19 protein-coding genes are annotated in these 21,119 nt (G+C 65.3%); 7 read left to right on the top strand and 12 right to left on the bottom strand.

The genetic code is table 11. The features are described 5' to 3' along the window. Positions 1-3: 3 nt before the first annotated feature. The gene (gene ispH, locus BJ6T_RS06640) at positions 4-972 is read right to left on the bottom strand and encodes a 4-hydroxy-3-methylbut-2-enyl diphosphate reductase (RefSeq protein WP_014491532.1); all 969 of its coding nucleotides are present in this window, start codon (positions 970-972) and stop codon (positions 4-6) included. 265 nt (positions 973-1,237) lie between these two features. On the opposite strand from ispH, the gene BJ6T_RS06635 reads away from it, so the two are divergent. Next, positions 1,238-1,933 carry a DUF1013 domain-containing protein gene (locus BJ6T_RS06635; RefSeq protein ID WP_014491531.1) on the top strand — a complete coding sequence of 232 codons (696 nt, stop codon included), beginning with the start codon at positions 1,238-1,240 and terminating at the stop codon, positions 1,931-1,933. A 121-nt stretch (positions 1,934-2,054) separates the two neighbouring features. Here the strand turns inward: BJ6T_RS06635 and BJ6T_RS06630 are convergent, their stop codons facing one another. The 4 genes from BJ6T_RS06630 to BJ6T_RS06615 form a co-directional block, all read right to left on the bottom strand. Next, a complete protein-coding gene (locus BJ6T_RS06630; RefSeq protein ID WP_014491530.1) occupies positions 2,055-2,324 on the bottom strand; it encodes a hypothetical protein in 270 nt (89 codons plus the stop codon). 195 nt (positions 2,325-2,519) lie between these two features. Then, positions 2,520-4,430 carry a propionyl-CoA synthetase gene (locus tag BJ6T_RS06625; RefSeq protein ID WP_014491529.1) on the bottom strand — a complete coding sequence of 637 codons (1,911 nt, stop codon included), beginning with the start codon at positions 4,428-4,430 and terminating at the stop codon, positions 2,520-2,522. A gap of 330 nt (positions 4,431-4,760) precedes the next feature. Next, positions 4,761-6,146 (bottom strand): tetratricopeptide repeat protein, encoded by a 1,386-nt coding sequence (locus BJ6T_RS06620; protein WP_014491528.1) that lies wholly within the window; start codon positions 6,144-6,146, stop codon positions 4,761-4,763. Between the two features lie 185 nt (positions 6,147-6,331). After that, entirely contained in the window at positions 6,332-7,096 is a 765-nt protein-coding gene (locus BJ6T_RS06615) for a tetratricopeptide repeat protein (protein WP_039227438.1), read from the bottom strand. Positions 7,097-7,238: 142 nt separating this feature from the next. Here BJ6T_RS06615 and BJ6T_RS06610 point away from each other — a divergent pair, with 142 nt between their 5' ends. Both BJ6T_RS06610 and BJ6T_RS06605 read left to right on the top strand, forming a co-directional pair. After that, the gene (locus tag BJ6T_RS06610) at positions 7,239-8,816 is read left to right on the top strand and encodes a cation:proton antiporter (RefSeq protein WP_014491526.1); all 1,578 of its coding nucleotides are present in this window, start codon (positions 7,239-7,241) and stop codon (positions 8,814-8,816) included. A gap of 107 nt (positions 8,817-8,923) precedes the next feature. Next, the gene (locus tag BJ6T_RS06605) at positions 8,924-9,694 is read left to right on the top strand and encodes a hypothetical protein (protein WP_028170129.1); all 771 of its coding nucleotides are present in this window, start codon (positions 8,924-8,926) and stop codon (positions 9,692-9,694) included. 171 nt (positions 9,695-9,865) lie between these two features. Here BJ6T_RS06605 and BJ6T_RS06600 read toward each other — a convergent pair whose 3' ends face one another. The 5 genes from BJ6T_RS06600 to BJ6T_RS06575 form a co-directional block, all read right to left on the bottom strand. Continuing rightward, a complete protein-coding gene (locus tag BJ6T_RS06600; RefSeq protein ID WP_014491524.1) occupies positions 9,866-10,672 on the bottom strand; it encodes an SDR family NAD(P)-dependent oxidoreductase in 807 nt (268 codons plus the stop codon). An 89-nt stretch (positions 10,673-10,761) separates the two neighbouring features. After that, positions 10,762-11,175, bottom strand: coding sequence for a DUF1850 domain-containing protein (locus BJ6T_RS06595; protein WP_039227431.1), 414 nt, complete (start codon positions 11,173-11,175; stop codon positions 10,762-10,764). After that, the gene (locus tag BJ6T_RS06590; protein ID WP_014491522.1) at positions 11,136-13,244 is read right to left on the bottom strand and encodes a TRAP transporter permease; all 2,109 of its coding nucleotides are present in this window, start codon (positions 13,242-13,244) and stop codon (positions 11,136-11,138) included. The genes BJ6T_RS06595 and BJ6T_RS06590 overlap by 40 nt, the downstream gene beginning before the upstream one ends. 184 nt (positions 13,245-13,428) lie before the next feature. Further along, positions 13,429-14,376: a TAXI family TRAP transporter solute-binding subunit gene (locus tag BJ6T_RS06585; RefSeq protein ID WP_014491521.1), complete on the bottom strand. Its 948-nt coding sequence runs from the start codon at positions 14,374-14,376 to the stop codon at positions 13,429-13,431. A gap of 332 nt (positions 14,377-14,708) precedes the next feature. Then, positions 14,709-15,188: a hypothetical protein gene (locus BJ6T_RS06575; RefSeq protein WP_014491520.1), complete on the bottom strand. Its 480-nt coding sequence runs from the start codon at positions 15,186-15,188 to the stop codon at positions 14,709-14,711. A gap of 197 nt (positions 15,189-15,385) precedes the next feature. Between BJ6T_RS06575 and BJ6T_RS06570 the strand changes: the two genes are divergently transcribed. Beyond that, positions 15,386-15,694: a hypothetical protein gene (locus BJ6T_RS06570; protein WP_028170130.1), complete on the top strand. Its 309-nt coding sequence runs from the start codon at positions 15,386-15,388 to the stop codon at positions 15,692-15,694. Positions 15,695-15,867: 173 nt separating this feature from the next. Here the strand turns inward: BJ6T_RS06570 and BJ6T_RS06565 are convergent, their stop codons facing one another. Both BJ6T_RS06565 and BJ6T_RS06560 read right to left on the bottom strand, forming a co-directional pair. Beyond that, positions 15,868-17,082, bottom strand: coding sequence for a hypothetical protein (locus BJ6T_RS06565; protein WP_014491518.1), 1,215 nt, complete (start codon positions 17,080-17,082; stop codon positions 15,868-15,870). A gap of 56 nt (positions 17,083-17,138) precedes the next feature. Then, positions 17,139-17,765, bottom strand: coding sequence for an NUDIX hydrolase (locus tag BJ6T_RS06560; protein ID WP_014491517.1), 627 nt, complete (start codon positions 17,763-17,765; stop codon positions 17,139-17,141). A gap of 71 nt (positions 17,766-17,836) precedes the next feature. On the opposite strand from BJ6T_RS06560, the gene BJ6T_RS06555 reads away from it, so the two are divergent. The 3 genes from BJ6T_RS06555 to BJ6T_RS06545 all read left to right on the top strand — a co-directional run bounded on the left by BJ6T_RS06555 (position 17,837) and on the right by BJ6T_RS06545 (position 20,821). Next, a complete protein-coding gene (locus BJ6T_RS06555; RefSeq protein WP_028170131.1) occupies positions 17,837-18,262 on the top strand; it encodes a PaaI family thioesterase in 426 nt (141 codons plus the stop codon). Between the two features lie 207 nt (positions 18,263-18,469). Then, positions 18,470-19,492, top strand: a complete 1,023-nt coding sequence (locus BJ6T_RS06550) for an aldo/keto reductase (RefSeq protein ID WP_014491515.1) — start codon at positions 18,470-18,472, stop codon at positions 19,490-19,492. Positions 19,493-19,504: 12 nt separating this feature from the next. Further along, a complete protein-coding gene (locus BJ6T_RS06545) occupies positions 19,505-20,821 on the top strand; it encodes a tetratricopeptide repeat protein (RefSeq protein WP_014491514.1) in 1,317 nt (438 codons plus the stop codon). Positions 20,822-21,119: the final 298 nt, after the last annotated feature.

Raw genomic sequence — 21,119 nt, 5'->3', positions numbered from 1 at the left:
GGTCTACTCGGCGGCGGCTTCGGGGCGCACCTGGCGCGGCAGCGGGAAGAACTCGTTCTCTTCCGCGGCAGAGACCGTCTCCACATGCAGCGTGTAGCGCTCGGCGAAGGCGTCCATGATCTCCTCGACGATCACCTCCGGCGCGGACGCGCCCGCGGTGATGCCGAGGCTCGAGATGTTGCCGAACCTGGTCCAGTCGAGGTCGGCGGCGCGCTGCGCCAGCACCGCGATCTTGCAGCCTTCGCGCTCGGCGACCTCGCGCAGGCGCTGCGAGTTCGACGAGTTCGGCGCACCGACCACGATCAGCGCGTCGACCACCGGCGCCACCTTCTTCACCGCGAGCTGGCGATTGGTGGTGGCGTAGCAGATGTCTTCCTTGTGCGGGCCGTTGATGTTCGGGAAGCGCTCCTTGAGCAGCGCCACGATCTCCGCGGTGTCGTCGATCGACAGCGTGGTCTGGGTGACGAAGGCGAGGTTGTTCGGGTCCTTCGGCGAGATCGTCTTGGCATCCTCGGCGGTCTCGATCAGGGTCACGGCGCCGACCGGAAGCTGACCGAGCGTGCCGACAACCTCGGGGTGGTGGGAGTGGCCGATCAGGAAGATCTCGCGGCCGCGCTTGAAGTGGATCGCGGCCTCGCGGTGCACCTTGGTGACCAGCGGGCAGGTCGCATCCAGCGAGAACAGATTGCGGGAGGTGGCGTCGGCCGGGACCGATTTCGGCACGCCATGGGCCGAGAACACAACCGGCGCGGTGGTGTTCTCCGGAATTTCGGCGAGCTCTTCGACGAAGATCGCGCCCTTCTTCTTCAACCCGTCGACGACGTATTTGTTGTGCACAATCTCGTGGCGAACATAGACGGGGGCGCCGTATTTATCGAGCGCCCGTTCCACGGTGTCGATCGCCCGGACCACCCCGGCGCAGAAGCCGCGGGGAGAACAAAGCACGATCTTGAGGTCTGGTTTGGCTGACATTGAGCGATCTCGGGACCGAATCACCCGTTTCGCCTTCTGGCGGGGGCGGTCAATGGATGGAATCGGGGTTTAATGGGTCTGCTAGGACTTTACAGGCGCTTCCAAGGGAATTGGGCCCCCTTTCGGGCGCTGTCAAGGCACTATCTATAGCAGAACCATTGCGTGGCTAGCCCCTCCGGGCTTATATAGCGCGAATTCCCTGTCATCGCTGATGACCACCGGTTTCGCCTCCAGAGGGGTGGGCGAAGCACAAAGGAGATTTGCCATGAGCAACGCACCTCTGATGCCCAAGGCGACCGCCGTCTGGCTGCTCGACAACACCGCGCTGACCTTCGACCAGGTCGCCGATTTCACCAAGATGCATCCCCTCGAGGTGCGTGCGATCGCCGACGGCGACGCCGCGCAGGGCATCAAGGGCATGGATCCCCTCTCCAACGGCCAGCTGACCCGCGAGGAGATCGAGAAGGGCGAGAAGAACCCGGACTACCGGCTCCGCCTTCAGGAGAGCAAGGTCGTGCTGCCGCCCCAGCCCAAGCGCAAGGGCCCGCGCTACACCCCGGTCTCCCGCCGCCACGAGCGCCCGAGCGCCATCCTCTGGCTGCTGCGCAGCCATCCGGAGCTCAAGGACGCCCAGATCATGCGCCTGGTCGGCACCACCAAGAGCACCATCGCCAGCGTTCGCGACCGCACCCACTGGAACACCTCCCAGCTGACCCCGATCGACCCGGTGACACTTGGCCTTTGCTCGCAGATCGAGCTCGATTTCGAAGTGGCGCGGGCGGCGAAGGAGAAGCCGATCGACGCAGCCTATGGCGGCGCCACCCTGCTGCCGGCTTCCGAAACCACCAAGAAGGACGAGTTCGAGCCGGCGGAGCGATCGAGCGACGACCTCAACGTCGACGCCGTGTTCGCCAAGCTGAAGACGCTCGGCGGCAAGAAGCAGGACGAGGAGGAGGAGTAAGGCTCCCCTCTCAATTCGTCATCGAACGAAATCAAAACGCGGCGGGGAAACCTGCCGCGTTTTTGCTTTGCCGACACGTCGCGATCGAAACGATCCGCGGGGCTGCGAAGGCGATGCCGACTCAGGGCCGCTCGGGATGGTTCAGCATGTATTCGCCGAGATCGCGCTGGCGGCGGTCGGCGCGCGCGGTCGCGGCGTTGCGCTGGACGTCACGGTCCTTGCGGCACGCCACATATTCGGGCGAGCCCGCCGCATAGCCGCGGCTCTGGCAGACCGCGTCGTCATCGTCGCCGCCGACCGCCACCGGCGTCTGGTAGCGCGCGGAGCAGGCGGAGACAGCGACGGCGAGCAGCACGGCGACAAGCAGGCGCGGCGCGGTGGCGAGTGGCATACGAGGTCCCCTGTTGGCCGGCCCTGTTTAGCGCGGAATGAGGAGATTGTAAGTCCCTGGACGCCGTTCCACACGCACCGTCATTCCCCGCGAAGGCGGGGAATCCAGTACTCCGCGGCGGTCATTGGGTCACGCAACTCCGGCCGCGGCGTACTGGATCACCCGCTTTCGCGGGTGATGACAGCGGAGATCGCCTCACACCCTGCCCTTCAGTGCCTCGCCGATCTCGTCCAGCACCTTGGGATCCTCGATCGTGGCGGGCATGGTCCAGGCTTCACCATCGGCGATCTTCTTGATGGTCCCGCGCAGGATCTTCCCCGAGCGCGTCTTCGGCAGGCGGCCGACGGTAATGGCGAGCTTGAAGGCGGCGACGGGGCCGAGCCTGTCGCGCACCAGCGCGACGATCTCCTTTTCGATGTCCGCAGGCGCGCGCTTCACGCCGGCCTTGAGCACCAGGAAGCCGCAGGGCACCTCGCCCTTGATCGCGTCCTTGACGCCGAGCACGGCACATTCGGCGACGTCCGGATGCGAGGCCAGAATCTCCTCCATGCCGCCGGTGGAGAGCCTGTGGCCGGCGACATTGATGATGTCGTCGGTGCGGCCCATGACGAAGACATAGCCGTCCTCATCCTTGTAGCCGGCGTCCGAGGTTTTGTAGTAGCCGGGGAATTCAGTGAGGTAGGCGTCCTTGAAGCGCGCGTCCTGATTCCACAACGTCGGTAGGCACCCCGGCGGCATCGGCAGCTTGATGACGATCGAGCCCATGGTGTTGGCGCCGACTGTCTTTGCGGCTTCGTCGACGACGTCGACCTGGTAGCCCGGCATCGGCACCGTCGGCGAGCCATGCTTCACCGGCAACATGCCGAGACCGACCGGATTGCCGGCGATGCACCAGCCCGTCTCGGTCTGCCACCAATGGTCGATCACCGGCACCTTGAGCTGCTGCTCTGCCCATTCCACCGTCGGCGGATCGGCACGCTCGCCGGCGAGGAACAGCGTGCGGAATTGGGACAGGTCGTACTGCCGGATGAACTTGCCTTCCGGATCCTCTTTGCGGATCGCGCGGAACGCCGTCGGTGCGGTGAAGAAGGCGACCGCCTTGTGCTCGCTGATGACGCGCCAGAACGCGCCGGCATCGGGCGTGCCGATTGGCTTGCCCTCGTACATGATCGAGGTCGCACCATGCAGCAGCGGGCCATAGATGATGTAGCTGTGGCCGACCACCCAGCCGATGTCGGAGCCACACCACCAGACCTCGCCCGGCTTGACGCCATAGAGATTGAACATCGACCATTTCACCGCGACCAGGTGCCCGCCATTGTCGCGCACGACACCCTTGGGGATTCCGGTCGTGCCTGAGGTGTAGAGGATGTAGAGCGGATCGGTGGCGGCGACAGGTACGCAAGGGGCCTTCTTGCCGTCGTTCATCGCCTTGCGGCGCAGGCTCGCCCAATCGTAGTCGCGGCCCGGCGTGAGGTCGCAGATGTGCTGGGAACGTTGCAGCACGATGCAGGCCTTCGGCTTCGTGCCCGCAAGCTTGATCGCCTCGTCGAGCAGCGGCTTGTACTGCACGATCCGGCCGGGCTCGATGCCGCAGCTTGCGGAGAGAATGAGCTTCGGCTGCGCGTCGTCGATGCGGGTGGCGAGCTCCTTGGCGGCAAAGCCGCCGAACACCACCGAGTGCACCGCGCCGATGCGCGCGCAGGCGAGCATCGCGACGACGGCCTCCGGCACCATCGGCATATAGAGGATGACGCGATCGCCCTTGGCGACACCAAAATCCTGCATGATGGCGGCAAGCGCCTGCACCTCACCCAATAGCTCGGCATAGGTGAATTTGGTGACCGAGCCCGTCAGCGGCGAATCATGGATCAGCGCGACCTGGTCGGCGCGGCCGCGTTCGACATGGCGGTCGAGCGCGTTGAAGCAGGTGTTGACGACGCCGCCCATGAACCAGCGGCCGTAGACGCCCTGCGAGGCATCGAAGATCGTCTTCGGCGGCTCGATCCAGTCGATCTCCGTGGCCGCCTCGGCCCAGAAGCCCTGGGGATCAGCCAGCGAGCGCGCATGGACCTCGTGATAGAGGCTCGTTCCCTTGACGTTCATTCCCGCGCTCCCGTTCCCTTTTCGCCTGGCCTTGACCTGACCGACAGGACGAGTGTCCCGCCATGACAGGGATCAAGCGCCGGCGTTGTTTGAGAGGTATTTTCCCGGGAACGGGCCGCGGTTCAAGCTGAAAAGGATGGGCCTTTCGGAGGGAGGGCAGCAAGGCCATCGCGGCAAGCTGGAGCTACGACAAAGGTGAGCCCTCTCCCCCCTTGCGGGGGAGAGCGGGAGAGAGGGGTGGCCACGAACTCGGCCTGGAGTTTGTGGCCACCCCTCTCCCTACCCCTCCCCCGCAAGCGGGGAGGGAACGCAGTGTGCGCGTAGAGGCGCTCAACTCTCCATCGCATTCAGCCGCTGCAACCGATCCTGCATGACCTTCCTCAGATCATAGCCGGGCCGGCCGAAGCTCGCATTCCGGAGGTTGAGGAAATCGCGCTGGGTCCTGCGCAGGTCGCCGGCCGAGCGGCCTTTCGCGGCCTTCAGCACGCGCTCATAGGTCTCGGCGATCTGGCGATCGAGCACGCCGAGTTGCGGATCGGCGCAGATCACCTTCTCGACCTCGCGCTTCGCCGTGGCGCAATCGAACGACGGGCCGTTGCCGGAATTCGCCGCGAGCGGACGCAGCGGCTCGGCGCCGAACTTCGCGATCTCCGCGACCATGCTGCGGCGGCCGTTGGCCGCATTCTCGTTGCCGGGATCGAGCTTCAGCGCCGTCTCGTAATCGGCCAGCGCCTTCTTGCGCTCGCCCATCTTCTTGTAGAGCACCGCGCGGTTGTTGTAGGTCTGCGCGAAATTCGGATCGATCTTCAGCGCGGCCTCGTAGTCGCTGAGCGCCGCGCCAAGCTCGCCCTTGAGCTGGTGGGAATCGCCGCGGTTGGTGAAGAAGTTCGGCCGCGGCGCCAGCCGCAGTGCCTGGTCGTAGTCGGCGATCGCCTTGTCGTACTCACCCATCGCGGCCAGCACCAGGCCACGATTGTCGTAATATTCGGGGACCTTCGGATCGAGCCTGATCGCCTCGCCGTCATCGGCGACTGCCTTGTCGAGCTGGCCAAGCTTCTTGTAGGCCGCGCCGCGATTGGTGTAGGCGCGCGGCCGGTTCGGATCGAGTCGCAGCGCCTCGCTGAGATCGCGGATCGCCTTCTCGTTGTCGCCGCCGAGATAATAGTTTACGCCGCGGTCGGACCAGGCCTGCGCATCATCCGGCTTCAGCTTGATCGCCTGATCGTAATCGGCGAGCGCGCGGTCGAGCCGGCGCTGATTGGTGTAGACGACGCCGCGCAGCTCGTAGGCTTCCGCGTCCTGCGGATCGAGCTCGATGGCCTTGCTGAGATCAGCCGCGGCACGGTTGAGATCGCCGCCGGCCTCGCGCAGCAGGTCGCCGCGCAGGCGCCATGCCTTTGCATTCCTGCCGTTCAGCGCGATGGCGCGGTCGATATCCCGCAACGCCTGCGTGAGGCCGCCTGAGGTTCGCGCATTGGCGTCGGCGCGAACCAGCAGCGCGGCGGCGCGGTCGGCCGATGAGTTCGCGGTCTGGTCGATGATGGCGCCGCACGCCGTGATCAGTTCGGCGGGCGCAATCTTGCTGCCCATCACGCAATCGACGGCAGCAGAGGCCGGGGCAGCGAGGACAAGGCTCATCGCAGCGCCGAGCAGGAAGGCGCGAAGCGGGATTTTGGCAAACGGGAACATTTGCGCGGAAGAACGCGTGCCGCACATCAGGAAGACTCCGTGACATCAGGTTTTCACCATTGTCGCGGCGGGCGAGGAATGGGTTCAATTCGGGCCTGTCCACGGCGTCATGGCCGGGCTTGTCCCGGCCATCCACGCCTTAGCCACAGCCCAAAGAACGTGGATGCCCGGGACAAGCCCGGGCATGACGACCTCTCATGAGGCGAAGAACCTCAATACCCGTCCACCCCGTTGATCCGCTGCAGCCGCTCCTGCATCGCCTTCTTCAGATCATAGCCCGGCCGGCCAAATCCGGCATTGCGGCGCGCGATGAACTCGTCCTGCTCGCGCTGAAGCGCCTTGGCTTCCGCCGGATTGCGTGCCTCCCGGATCACGCGGGCATTCGATGCAAATATCTCCCGGTCGAGATCGGCGAGTTCGCGGTTGGCGCAGATCGCCTTCTCGACGGCGCGAGCCGCACTCCTGCAATTGAAGCTGGGCTTGCCGGCGACCGCCATCTGCGCGCCGATCCGCTCGAGCTCGCGCGCCATCGCCTTGTGATTGGCCCTGGCCTTCTCGTGGTTCGGATCGATCTTCAGCGCGGCGCCGAAATCCTGCACCGCCTTCGGCTTGTCGCCCTTCTTCAGCCAGAGCTCGCCGCGGGCGTTGAAGAGATCGGCCAGGGTCGGATCGAGCTGAAGCGCGCGGCTGTCGTCCGCGATCGCACGGTCGACCTGGTCATGCCGCGCATAAAACGCGCCGCGCGCGATCAGCGCCTTGACCAGGTCCGCCTTGGCCGTCTTCTCGTTGTCGATGACGGAAGCGCAGGCGGAACCGGCCTTGTCCATGTCGTCGGCGGCAGCAGCAGCGAGGCACGGCGCGACATCGACCTGCACGACGGCGGCGGGCTCGCCGCCGGTCGCGGCATGGGCCGCCCCGAGCGAAAGCGCACAGAGCGCCACCGCACCGGACAATCGAATGAGATTTTGAGAACGCATGCTTGCTGCAGTCGAAAAGTCTTGGCTTGAATCTTGGCCTGGATCTTGGCCTGGATCTTGGCCTGGATCTTGGCTTGGGTCTTGGCTGGAGCCTTGCCTTGAGGGCGCACTATCCATCATACGGCCGGATTGGTGCTAGCTTGTGGCACAGCCAAAATCGGTTCCGGGGATCAACGTGTCGACATTCGAATGGATCATCGTGCTTCTGCTCGGCGCCGTTGCATTATCGGCGCTGGCGCGGCGGATCAAGGTCCCCTACCCGACCTTTCTCGCCATCGGCGGCGCGCTGATCGCCTTCGTGCCGAACAGCCCTTCCTGGACGCTCGAACCCGACCTGGCCTTGGCACTTTTTGTCGCACCGGTGCTGATGGATGCCGCCTTCGACACCTCGCTGCGAGATCTCCGCAACAACTGGGTTCCGGTCTCGACCCTGGTGGTCGCCGCGGTCGGCCTGACCACGGTCGGCGTGGCCTTCGTCGCGCACCGGCTGATGCCTGACATGCCCTGGGCCGCCGCCATTGCGCTCGGCGCCATCGTGGCCCCGCCGGATGCCGCGGCAGCGGTTGCAATCCTGAGCCAGGTCAAGCTGCCCTATCGCATGGTGAAGGTCCTGGAAGGCGAGAGCCTGCTCAACGACGCCAGCGCGCTTCTGATCTATCGCATCGCGGTCGGCGCTGTCGTCATGGAGCATCTGAAATGGAGCGAGGTCGCGCCGACGATTGCACTCGGACTGGTCGGCAGCGTCCTCGCCGGTCTTTTGGCCGGGCGCATCATCCCGCTGTTCCTGGAACGCGTGAAGGAAGCGCCGAGCGCGATCATCGTGCAGTTCGCCACCACCTTCATGGTCTGGATCGCAGCCGAGCATCTCGGCCTCTCCGGCATCCTCACCATCGTCGTCTACGCCATCACCGTCGCGCGCACGGCGGGGGCGCGCATGCCGGCGCGGTTGCGGGTACCGTCCTATGCGGTCTGGGAAACGATGGTGTTCGTGCTCAACGTGCTCGCCTTCATGCTGATCGGCATGCAGATGCGGCCGATCTGGACGCGGTTGGACGCGGAGGTCCGCTGGGAATATTGCGTGGCTGCCGCCTGGATCCTGCTCACGGTGGTGCTGGTGCGGCTCGCCTGGATCACGTTCTACCGCACGACGCTGCGCGTCCTGATCGCGCACGGGCTCTATCACCCGAAGGATCCCAAGCAGGTTGCCTCGCCGAAGCGCGGCCTCATCATCTCCTGGTGCGGCATGCGCGGTCTCGTCACGCTCGCCACCGCCTTCGCCTTGCCGGAAAACTTCCCCTACCGCGACTTCATCGTCTTCATCGCCTTTGCGGTGGTGTTAGGCTCGCTGGTCATCCAGGGCCTGACGCTGCGGCCGCTGATCCTCGCCTTCGGCCTCAAGGACGACGATCCCGTCGGTATCGAGGTCGCGCGCGCCCGCGCAATCGCCTATCGCGCCGCGCTCGATGCGATCGAGGACGATCCGTCGGAGGAAGCGGAAATCCTGCGGCTCGAATACCGCGCCATCCTGATGCAGGCCGACGACGATCCGCACGGCGGCATCGCCAACGGCGAGTTGCCCGCCGATCCCCTGCGACGCCGCGCCATCGAGGCCGCGCGCAAGTCGATCTTCGACCTCCGCGCCACCGAGGTGATCGGCGACGACGCGTTTCACCGGATCGAGGAAGAGCTCGATCGCGCAGAATTGAGCGCGGGGGGATAGATCCGCAAACACCGCTGTCGTCCCGGACAAGCGAAGCGCAGATCCGGGACGACGTTGGAGGGGCGGTCTGCGTTGAACCAAACACCGCCTCTCCAGACTCATTCCAGATGACGACCTTGATCGACGACCGTCGTGTACGCGCGCGTGATGCGTCGCCTGCACGATATTTTTATCCCAATATGGCGCTGGCCTGTGCGGCCACCGCGTTTCTGGGCTTCGCACCGACCTATTTCGTGCCGCTCGCACAGCGGACGTTTTCCGCGAGCCCGGTGATTCATTTTCACGGGCTGTTGTTCTTCACCTGGTCTCTCTATTTCGTGATCCAGACCTGGCTCGCGGCGTCGGGCCGCGTGGTCAATCACCGCGCGCTCGGGATTGCCGGCGTGTCGCTTGCGACCGCGATGACGATCTTCGGCTTCCTTGCCTCGGTGCATGTGATGCAGCACGCCGCCGCACTTGGGCAGAAGGATGCCGGCATCGGCTTCTCGATCGTGCCGATGAGCGGCATCGCGTTCTTCGCGGTGGTGTTCGTGCTCGCGATCGTCAACACGCGAAAGCCCGAGATTCACAAGCGCCTGATGCTGCTTGCCGCGGTCTCGATCCTCGACGCCGCGGTCGCGCGCTGGTTCATTACCTTCCTCGCGCCTCCCGGGCCGCCCGGCCCGCCGCCGGTGCCCGTCACGATCGCCCCGGCCGTGGTCGCTTCGCTCCTGCTCGTCGTCGCCATGGTGCGCGACTGGCGCACCGATGGCCGCGTGCATCCCGTCTACATTTACGGCACGCTCGCGCTGCTGGCGGTGAAGGTGCTGAACTGGCCGATCAGCGAGAGTGCGGCGTGGCATTCGTTCGCCGGCGGGATTTTGGCGCTGGCGCAGTAGTCACCGCTGTCGTCCCGGACAAGCGCAGCGCAGATCCGGGACCCATAACCACAGGCCGGCGTGGTTACGAAGACTCGGAGTTACAACTTAGCAAAACAACTCTGTCCTGTGGTTATGGGTCCCGGGTTCGCGCTACGCGCGCCCCGGGACGCCAGCGGAGATTGAGGCGGCTTAAGCCCCCGCCTTGCACGTGATCCCGCCGTCAACCACGAGCTCGATCCCCGTCACATATTTCGACTCGTCCGACGCCAGGAACAGCGCGGCATTGGCGACGTCCCAGGCTTCGCCCATGTGCCCCATCGGCACCTGCGCATCGCGGGCGCGCCACATCGCCTCGACGTCGCCCTTGGCGTAGCTATTCGCGAGACCCGCGGAATGCTCCACCATCGGCGTCTTCATCAGGCCGGGCAGGATTGCATTCACCCGCACATGGTTCTTCGCGAACTCGATCGCAGTGGAGCGCGTCAGCTGGTTCATCGCGGCCTTGCTGGCGTTGTAGCTGACATAGGAAATCCCGACATGCCGGATCGAGGCGATCGAAGAGATGTTGATGATCGAGCCGCCGCCCTGCTTCACCATCACGGGGACGACGTGCTTCATGGCGAGATAGGCACTCTTGAGGTTGACGTTGAAGACGCGGTCCCAGCTCTCCTCGGCGACCTCGACCACGCTGCCCATCTCGGCGATGCCGACATTGTTGTCGAGCACATCGATGCGGCCATAGGCCTTCAGGCACGCTTCCACCATCGACTCAATCTCGCTCGCGCGCGAGACGTCCGCGGTGAAGGCAGTCGCTTTGCCGCCCTCACCCGTGATGATCTTCGCGGTCTCCTCGGCTGCAGCACCGTTGCGGTCGACGCAAAACACCTGCGCGCCCTCGCGCGCAAAGGTCACCGCGGTCGCCTTGCCGTTGCCCCAGCCGGGCCCGATCGAGCCGGCGCCCACCACCATCGCAACCTTGCCCTTGAGCCGATCCATCGCGTGTCTCCCTTGCTGTTCTTGTAGCCGGATGGAGCGCAGCGTAATCCGGGGCGACTGTTCCCGGATTACGCTTCGCTCCATCCGGGCTACGGATCGCTGCAAATCTTCATCGTCGTGACGTTAGCACCGATCGAATGCCCGACAATCTCCGACAACGTCCGGCACCTTCCATCATGGCACAGCCGCCACTCCCCGGCCGCACCCGAATTGCCGAGCACGACCTCCGGCATCGGTGCGCGCCGCGGCTTCCACTGAAACCAGCCGTCGACGAGCCGCGCCTCGGGCGGCGGCTCCATGCCGGGGCCGGTGCCTTTGACGCGGGCCTGCACCAGCTCGAGGCCGGCAGGCGTCACGCGCCAGTCCTCCTGCCAGTCGACCTTCGCGATCGAATGCGTCCACACCAGCGTGAAGGCGGAAAGCGCCAGCGCTTTCACGCCAGCCGCTGTTGCGAAACAGAGGCTCACGCCGCTTCGACGACGGCCGGCGGACGCTGCCGCCATTGCCACAGCACGAGGGCCGCCGAGAGTACGAAGCCTGCGGTGTCGCTGAAGGCGAAATCGCCGAGCAGGCACATCGCGGCGCCGAGCGCGACCACGCGCTCGATCAAAGTCAGCCGCGTGAACAGGAAGCCGATCGCGACCATGCCGAACAGAGCGATCGCCACCAGCGCTTTCAAGGTCGCGAGCGCCACCGCGCCGTAGAAGCCGAGCTTGGCCGCCATGGGATCGCCCGCCTGGAGCATCAGCGCCGGCGAATAGACGAAGATGAAGGGGATGACGTAGCCGGCGAGCGCGATGCGCATCGCCTCCCAGCCGATCTTGTCCGGGTTCTCCTTCGCGATCGGCGCCGCCGCCAGTGCGGCGAGTGCCACCGGCGGCGAGAGATCGGCCATGATGCCGTAGTAGAACGCGAACATGTGGCTCGCGATCAAGGGTACGCCGAGCTTTGCCAGCGCGGGTGCGGCGAGCGCGGCGGTGATGATGTAGGTCGGGATGGTCGGAATGCCCGTGCCGAGCAGGATCGACAGCAGCATGGTCATGATCAGCGCCAGGAACAGGCTCTTCTCGCCGAGCCCGATCACCCAGCTGCCAAAAATGGTGCCGACGCCGGTCTGCGACATCATGCCGATGATGACGCCGACGATGGCGCAGGCCATGCCGACGGTGATCGCGGATTTGGCGCTTTCGGCGAGCGCATCGCGGCACTCGCGCAAGGCCTTGAACCCACCACGGACGAACGCCGTGATCACGATCAGGCCGACGACGACGCTCGCGACCGGCACGATCTGGAGGCCGTCGCGCGATAGTGCGGCAACGACCAGCGCAAGCCCGATCCAGAAGATGGTGCGGATCACCATCGACGAGGCGCCCGTCGTGATCGCGGTGCCGAGGATCAGCGTCACCGTCAGCGCAAGGCCCATGCTGCCGGCATAGAGCGGCGTAAACCCTTCGAACAGCATGTAGACCAGCGCTGCGAGCGGCAGCACGAGGTACCAGCGCGTCACCAGCGCCTTCCACGCGCTCGGGATCTCCGAGCGCTTCATGCCGACGAGACCGTGCTTGCCGGCTTCCAGATGCACCATCCAGAAGGCGGACGCGAAATAGAGGATGGCGGGGATCGCCGCCGCCTTGACGATTTCCGAGTACTGGACACCGAGCGTCTCCGCCATGATGAAGGCGACCGCGCCCATCACCGGCGGCATGATCTGCCCGCCCATCGAGGCCGTCGCCTCGACGCCTGCCGCAAACGCGCGGCGATAGCCGAACTTGATCATCAGCGGAATCGTGAACTGGCCGACCGTGACGACGTTGGCGACGCCCGAGCCGGAGATCGTGCCCATCATGCCCGAGGCGAACACCGCGACCTTGGCAGGTCCGCCGCGGGTGCGGCCGAACAGGCCGAGCGAGACATCGGTGAACAGCTCGATCATGCCGGCGCGCTCCAGGAACGAGCCGAACAGGATGAACAGGAAGATGTAGGTCGCCGAGACGTAGATCGGCACGCCGTAAAAGCCTTCGGTGCCGAACGACAGATGCGTGACGATCTGGTCGAAATCGTAGCCGCGATGGTTGAGCGGCGACGGAAGGTACTGCCCGAAGAACCAGTAGAGAAGACACGCGCCGCACATCAGCGGCAGCGCCGCGCCCATCAGCCGCCGCGTGCCCTCGAAGATCAGCACCGCGAGCAGCGTGCCGACCGCGAGATCGAGCCGCGTCGGATCGCCGTCGCGCGCGATCAGGTCGGCATAGAAGATCCATTGATAGAGGCCGCAGAAGAAGCCGGCGGCGCCGATCACCCAGCCGAGCGTACGCCCGAAATCGCTCTTCGCGGTGAAGTTGGCGATCAGGCCGAAGGTGAGGAGAACGAGGAAGCCGACATGGACGCCGCGCACCACCTGGCTCGGCAGATAGTTGAAGGCGGCGACATAGAGCTGGAAGGTCGCAAACGCGATGCCGATCCAGTAGGCGAGCGTGCCCCACCGGCCCGGGCCGAATCCTTCCGGAAAGCCATGCTCGAAATTGTCGAACTCAACCTTGATGGGCTCTGCGGAGCCCTCTGCCTGCAACATCGATATGTCCCCAACCGTCCAGCGCTTTTAACATCGCACAGCGACTCCGGACCGTCATGCCCGAGCTTATCCCGGGCATCCACGGACTTTCTCGCCCAGCCTTAGAACGTGGATGGCCGGGACATCTGCGCGAAGACGCGCTTCGCGTTTTTGCCCGGCCATGACGTCCGACAACGAAAGCTGACTACTTGATCAGCCCTTTTTCCTTGTAATAGCGGATCGCGCCGGGGTGCAGCGGAACCGGGCTGCCGGTAGCGGCCGTCTCGAGCTTGATCTCCTTGCCGGCGGCATGGGCATTCTGCAATTCCGGCAGCGACTCGTAGATCAGCTTGGTCATCTGATAGGCGAGATCATCCGACACCGCGGAGCTGGTCACGAGATAGTTCACCACCGCCGCCGTCGGAACGTCCTTGTCCTGACCGGTGTAGGTGTTGGCCGGAATGATCGCCGAGATGAAGGGCGGGCCGATCTTGTCGACGGTCTCCTTCGGCACCGACACCACCGTGATCGGGCTCGAGGTCGAGAGATCCTTCAGCGAGGCAACGCCAAGGCCGGCCGACTGGAGGGTCGCACCAAGCTGGCGGTTCTTCATGAGGTCGACGGATTCGGCGAACGGCAGATATTCGACCTTGCCGAGATCCTTGTAGCTCATGCCGGCGGCGCCGAGGATGGCGCGCGAGTTGAGCTCGGTGCCCGACTTCGGTGCGCCCACCGACAGGCTCTTGCCCTTGAGGTCCGCGAGCGTCTTGATGCCGCTCTCGGCGGTCGCGACGATCTGGATGTAGTTCGGATAGATCGCGCCGATGGTCCTGAGCTTGTCGAGCTTGGTCTTGAAGCCGGCTTCCTCCTCGCCGTCCCAGGCGGCCTTGAGCGAGTCACCCAGCGTGAACGCGATTTCACCGCGGCCCTGCTGGAGCAGGATCAGGTTCTCGACCGACGCCTTGGTGGCCTGCACCTGCGTCTTCACGTTCGGAATCTTTTCGCCGTAGATCTTCCCGATCGCGACCCCGAGCGGATAGTAGACGCCGGAGGTGCCGCCGGTCAGCACGTTGATGAAGGATTGCGCATGCGCGCAAGGTGCCGACGCCGCCAGGGCAAGAGCCGCGGCCGCGCCGAAAATCGTCCGTTTCATGGTTGTTGTACTCCCCAAACCGGCCGGGAAATTGGCCGGATGGGGGAAGCGGGTCAACCCATCCAAAAGTCACAACAGGACTGCGGTAAACGGCTGACCCGGCTCGATTTTTGGGGAACCCGCGGGTGCGGCGAGGTGGCGCAGCGGGGGACTTACGTGAGGTTCGATCACTCGCGCGTCAGGCTCGGTCACCTCTCCCGCTTGCGGGAGAGGTCGGCGCTCCGCGCCGGGTGAGGGCTTTCTCCTCTAGGGGAGTGTCCCGTTGCGGAGACACCCTCTCCCCGACCCTCCCCCGCAGGCGGGGGAGGGAGCGCACCGTCACGGGCAAGCCCTTACTGGAAGGTCATGTCCAGGCACTTGGAGATGTCGGAGCCGAGGCCGGAGGAGATGATGATGCAGCCGCGCACCTTCTGTGCGGTGACGTCGGCGGCCCATACCGAATAGCCGCCGGGGCCGAAGAACGAGTTGGTGTTCGGCGGTTCGGTCTCGGTCGCATCAAAATCGTAGTGGCCGTCAGTCTCGAAGATACGCGGCTTCTTGGTGCAACCGCCGTCGGTCTGGACGTTGATGACTTCCTTGTTGTCGCGGGTCAGCGCCAGCGAGACCTGGCAGCGGAAATATTCCGAGGTCTTGGTATTGAACAGGTAGGTGTAGGACTTGCAGGTCGCGGTATTCAGCTTGCCCGGGGCGAGGCCACGGCTGCACGAAATCCGCTGGTTGTGGCTGAGCTGGTAGTCATCCGCCCGGGCCGCGGGCGCCAGCGCCGTCACCAACAACGCGGCGGCTGAGCAGGCTTTCACGACATGGTTCATCCGAATCATCCCCCTACCAATATTTTTGTCGAATTGCGTTCTAGACTGAAAGCGGAACATAGTCGCGCGGGGACGAAGGGAAAATCACAAACTGCTGGCCAGGACGTGATGCGCTGCGGCGCTTTCGCAAATTGACCTGTAAACGTCGTTCGTGATTTGTTCAAGATGGCAACCCCAATGATGGGGAGGATGGGATGATGGCATTTTCAACGAAGACATTTGCACTTGCACTCACGGCAACGCTCGGCGCATTCAGCGCACCCGCATTGGCGCAGACCGCGGCAACGCCCTGGGAGCTCAAGCCCGACACGGGCTATGCCTATGACAAGGACGGCAAGACCTTCTCCTACAAGATGGGCACCAGCAATGCCGGTGAACTCCTGAAGGGCGCCAAGAAGGTGCCGAAAGGCACGCTGTTCTTCATCGGCCACAACGGCCAGCTCTACATGCGCAGCGGCCCGTATCTCGAAGGCGACGGCAAGTTCAAGTTCGGGTCGAATCAGTAATCCCTCTTTGTCGTCCCGGGGCGCGCGAAGCGCGAACCCGGGACCCATGCCCCCAGGGAGCAGTAGCGGCGCGAAGCCGGTAACCGCGAGTCTTCGCCAAACTTTTTCCTGTGGTTATGGGTCCCGGATCTGCGCGCGCCGTAGGCGCGCTTGTCCGGGACGACACCGAATATCTAAAACGCCCCTGCCAGCTCCCGCGCGCCGGCATTGTTGCTGTTACTGTCCATCCGCGTGTCCGTCACCGCCAGCAGCTTGGCCACCGTGTTGTGGCGGATCGCGACCGGGTTGCGCTCGTAGCCGCCGCGCTGGAAGAAATTCGAGGTCGGCACCTGCTCGCGCATCGCCTGCGGCATCGTCACCATGTCGAGGCCGGTGCCGTCGCCGGTGAGGTTCATCATCTCGAGCTCGGCGGCGGTGAGCGGCCGCGTGTAGCCCTTGGCGCGCGCGAACAGCACCGAAGTCAAAAGCTTGTGGGTTTGCAGCATCGGGCCGATGTCGATGTCCAGCACCATGGCATGCATGGCCCAGCCCTGCGCGGTGTTGCCGATCTTCTCGTGCTCCGACCAGGTGTCCGGCACCGATTTCGCCTGCGCCACCATCTTCTTCAGCACCGCAAGCTTGTGCTCGAGCGGCTGGCGCGCCGGCCCCGACGTCCGCGCCACCTTGTCGGAGAGCGCACGGATGAATTCGTGGCCCTGCTCGGCCAGCAGCTCGACGCTGTTGGTGGTCAGGAGCTGGTTGTAGCCCATCGCGGTCGAGATCGCGCGCCGGCCGCCGTGTTCGATTCCCGCCTGCACGTCGTAGCTGCCGGTGCCGCCGGTCTCGAACGAATAGACCCGCACCGCCTGCTCGCGCGTCAGCCCCGAGGCGAGCGCGTAGCGCGCATAGGCGCGCTTGAACTCGACCTCGCTGGACGGCCGCTGCGGCGTGAACTGATAGAGCTCCCGCGCCGCCTGCAGGAGATCGGCGACCACCGGTATCGGCTTTCTGGTCGGACGATCCGGCGTTTCCTCCGGCTCCGGATTCACCGGCCGCTTCGGCCCGTTATAGAGCGGCGGATGCAGCAGCACATAATCGTCAAGCGTGACCTGCTGTCCGCTGCGCCGCTTGGCATTGCGGCCTTTCCGCTTCTCGGAGATCTGGCTCCAATAGGCACCCGCCTCCTCGTCGAAGGCCGCGCGCGCCGCCTGATATTCCTGCAGCTTGCGCCGATATTCGAGCACCGCGGGCGAGGCGCCACCTTGCGCAAAGAACTGCGACAGCAACTGGGCCTTGGCATCGCGGACGGCCGGCGGCAGCGCGTCGGCCTCGCCGCCGCGCGCAGTGGGCGCGAGCAGGACGAGCGCGAATGGAACCAGCGCGAGATGTTTTCGAATCGAATGAAGCATGCTGCCCTCTTAGCAGGCATCCGGTAACCGTCACGTTAACGCGCCGTTTACCATCGTCACTTCCAGGCGAACACCGGCTGTTCCAGCTCGGTGACGCGGGTGTGACGTCCCGCCAGCACCTCACGGAACTGGTAGATCAGCGCCGCGGTCGGCGCGTGAATCAGGCTCGTTTCGTGATGGAAGCGGATCACGCGCCGGGAGCTTTCGGGAATCGCGATGAAGTCGAACGCGTCTTCGCGCTCGATCGTGGCGAGCGCGATGCGGTGGACCGAGGCGACCTCATCCGGGTTCGGCCGGATCGCGGCACTGTCGGCCGTCCAGACCACCACCGGCGTGATCAGATAGCCGGAGCGGGTCGGATAATCGTCGAGCGTGCCGAGCACCTCCGCGTGCGTGAGGCGAAGACCAAGCTCCTCATCCAGCTCGCGCAGCGCCGCCTCGACCGGCGTCTCGCCGGCATCGCAGCGACCGCCCGGCAAGGCCCATTGGCCGCGATGGGCGCGCAGATGTGACGCGCGCAACGTGAGCAGGAATGCGGTGTCGTCGCCATCGCTCGCCGCGGTCAGCGCGACCGCCACCGCGGCGCGCTTCAATGCGGCCGGAGCATCGTCCTCGGGCAGGCGCGTGAAGGCCGCGCAGGCAGCCGTGATATTCCGCCGTGTGGCATCGTCGAACGGTCTCATGGTGCTTGACTACACCACGTCCGGCCCCGATGAAATGAGCTCGCAAAGCCCGCGCAGCAATGGACGACGACATGACCAACAAGGCCGCCGCAAGGCTCAAATCGGACGGCTGGAGCATCCTGGAGACCACGGGCTTCATGCACCTGATCGGCCCGTTGTGGGAGCGCAAGGTCGACGGCCATTACGAATTCGCGCTCGCCACCGAGGACAAGCACCACAATCGCCGCGGCATGGTCCAGGGCGGCGTGATGATGACGTTCGCGGACCGCACCTGCGGCATGACCGCCCGCTACGTTTCCGGCAAGGAGTTCATGGCGACGGTACAGCTCGACACCCATTTCGTCGAGGCCGGCCAGATCGGCGACATCCTGATCTCCTGCCCGCGCGTGGTGCGCTCGACGCGCAGCCTTATCTTCATGAGCACGGAAGTGACGGTGGATGGTCGCTGCATCGTGATGGCGAACGGCGTGTTCAAGATCTTGAAGGGGCCGGCGTAGCGGCGCGGTCGGCCTGCCGCTGCTACGTGCCATACCCACCGCTGTCGTCGCCCGGCTTGACCGGGCGACCCAGTACACCGCAGCCTCTCGGCTCAATCACATCCGCCTCGGAATACTGGATCGCCCGCCTTCGCGGGCGATGCTGCGCTCGCAATGACGGCGGTAGCTAGCTATGGTGTTCTCCATCAAAATATCGAGGACCCGCCCATGCAATACCGCCAGCTCGGCCGCACCGGCCTGAAAGTTTCGCCGATCTGTCTGGGCACCATGATGTTCGGCGGGCCTACCGATGAAGCCGCATCAAATCGGATCATCGCCAAGGCGCATGAGGCCGGGATCAATTTCATCGACACGGCGGATGCCTATTCGAAGGGCGCATCCGAGGAGGTCGTCGGCCGCGCCATCGGCAACAACCGGCACGCCTGGGTGCTCGCCACAAAACTCGCCAACCCCATGAACACTGGTATGCGCGACGATCCCAACCGTGTCGGCCTGTCGCGGCGCTGGGTGTTGCAGGCCGCCGATGAGAGCCTGAAGCGGCTCGGCACCGATCACATCGACATCTACTATCTACACAAGGAAGACCATGCGACGCCGCTGGAGGAGACGGTGCGCGCGATGGGCGATCTGATCCGCGCCGGCAAGGTGCGCTATTTCGGCGTCTCGAACTACCGCGCCTGGCGCGTCGCCGAGATCTGCAACATCTGCGACCGGCTCGGCATCGACCGGCCCGCGGTGAGCCAGCCCTATTACAACGCGATGAACCGCATGCCGGAGGTCGAGCACTTCCCGGCCTGTTCCTACTACGGCCTCGGCATCGTGCCCTACAGCCCGCTGGCGCGCGGCGTGCTCACCGGCAAGTACAAGCCCGACACCGCGCCGGACAAGGAGACACGCGCCGGCCGCAACGACACCCGCATGATGCAGACGGAATGGCGGCCGGAATCGCTCCAGCTCGCGCAGGAGATCAAGACCCACGCCGAGAAGAAAGGCATCACCGCCGGCCAGTTCGCGGTCGCCTGGGTGCTGAACTCCGCCTTCGTCAGCTCGATCGTCGCGGGCCCACGCACCGAGGAGCAGTGGGACGGCTACATCCGCGCGCTCGACTACCGCTTCACGGCGGATGACGAGGCGCTGATCGACAAACTGGTCGTGCCGGGCCATCCCTCGACGCCGGGCTACAACGACCCCGCCTATCCGATCGAGGGACGCCGCGCGCGGACGGCTTGAGAGCTGAAGACGATGACCGCGCACGAAGACCGCTACGGCCTTTCGCTCTCGACGTCTTCGCACGAGGCAGCAAGCGCCTATCGCGAAGGCGTCGATCTCATGCTGGCCGGCTGGACCGGCACGGCGGAGGCGCTGGAACGCGCGATTGCGGCCGATCCGGATTTCGCGCTTCCCCATATCGCCCGCGCCCGCGTGCATGCCTTCTATCAGCAGGGCGACCTTGCCCGGCAGAAGGCGGCTGTGGCACGCGAACGCGTCGCCAAGCGCGGCACGGAGCGCGAGCGCTCGCATGTCGAGACGCTGGCGCTTGCGATCGAGGGCCGGTTGCCCGAGGCCATCGCATCGACGCTGAAGCACGTCGACGCATGGCCGCGCGACGCCGTGGTGCTGTCGCTGCCGCTCGGCGCGTTCGGCCTGTTCGCGTTCTCCGGCATGCCCGATCACGACCGCGCCCGGCACGAGCTGTGCGAGCGCGTCGCGCGGCATTATGGCGAGGACTGGTGGTTTCTCACCATGTCCGGATGGGCCATGACCGAGAATGGCGACGTCGCGCGCGGCCGCGGCGTCACCGAGCGTGGCTTCGACCTGCGCCGCCAGAACGCCCACGCCGCCCACGCCGTGCTGCATGCGATGTTCGAGGACGGCTCGATCGACGCGGCTGATCGTCTCGTCGACGATTGGATCCCCTGTTACGACCGCATCGGCATCCTGCACGGCCATATCCGCTGGCACCAGGCGCTCGGCGCGCTCGAGCACGGCGATGCGGCGCGCGCGCTTGCGATCTATGCCGACGTGCTTCAACCCTCCGCCACCCAGGCGCCCCCGCTCAACGTCGTCACCGACGGCGCCTCGCTGCTCTGGCGTCTGTCGGCTTACGGCCACACCGTGCCGGAAGCGCTCTGGCTCGAGGCCGATGTCACCGCGCAAAAACTGTTTCCGAAATCGAGCCTGCCCTTTGCCGACGTCCACATGGCGCTGTTCGCTGCGGCGACGCAGAACCAGGAGGCGCTCGCCGCGCGCCTTGCGGCGATCGAGCAGCGGCTCGGCGACGGCAAGCTGCCGGCCGGTCCCGTGGTGCCGGCGATCTGCCGTGCGCTCGTGGCCTTTGCCCGCGAGGATTACGCCTCATGCGTGCAAACGCTCGCGCCCGTCCTCGGCGAGATCGTGCGCATCGGCGGCAGCCATGCGCAGCGTGAACTGATCGAGGATACCTACATCGTCGCGCTCATGCGCAGCGGCGAGCTGCCCCGCGCCCACTCGCTGCTCGACGCCCGCCTGCACCGCCGGCCCTCGCTTCGCGACGCGCGCTGGCGGGCGGCGACGGGCTAAAGCGTTTTCGAGCGAAGTGGGTACCGGTTCGCGTCTGGAAAACGCGTCAAATCAGGAAGCTAGAACTCCGTTCCGATTCCATCGGAACGGGGTTCTAGCTCTGCCACGAAAAAAACATCGGTCTGGCAGCAAGTGCCTGCTAGGACGGGATGGGGGCGATCGGGTGAATCGCCGATGGGTGGCGCGGTGGTATTCCAGTCGGGCTTAGCTGAACAAACGGGATCGCAACCAATTTGTGGTTCGCTCGTTGTTGAGCGGAACTTTTCCGCCGCCGTGGCCCCCTGGCATACGAGCCTGA

Source organism: Bradyrhizobium japonicum USDA 6 (assembly GCF_000284375.1).
Lineage (GTDB): Bacteria > Pseudomonadota > Alphaproteobacteria > Rhizobiales > Xanthobacteraceae > Bradyrhizobium > Bradyrhizobium japonicum.
This window is presented reverse-complemented; position numbering and strand designations above follow the sequence as displayed.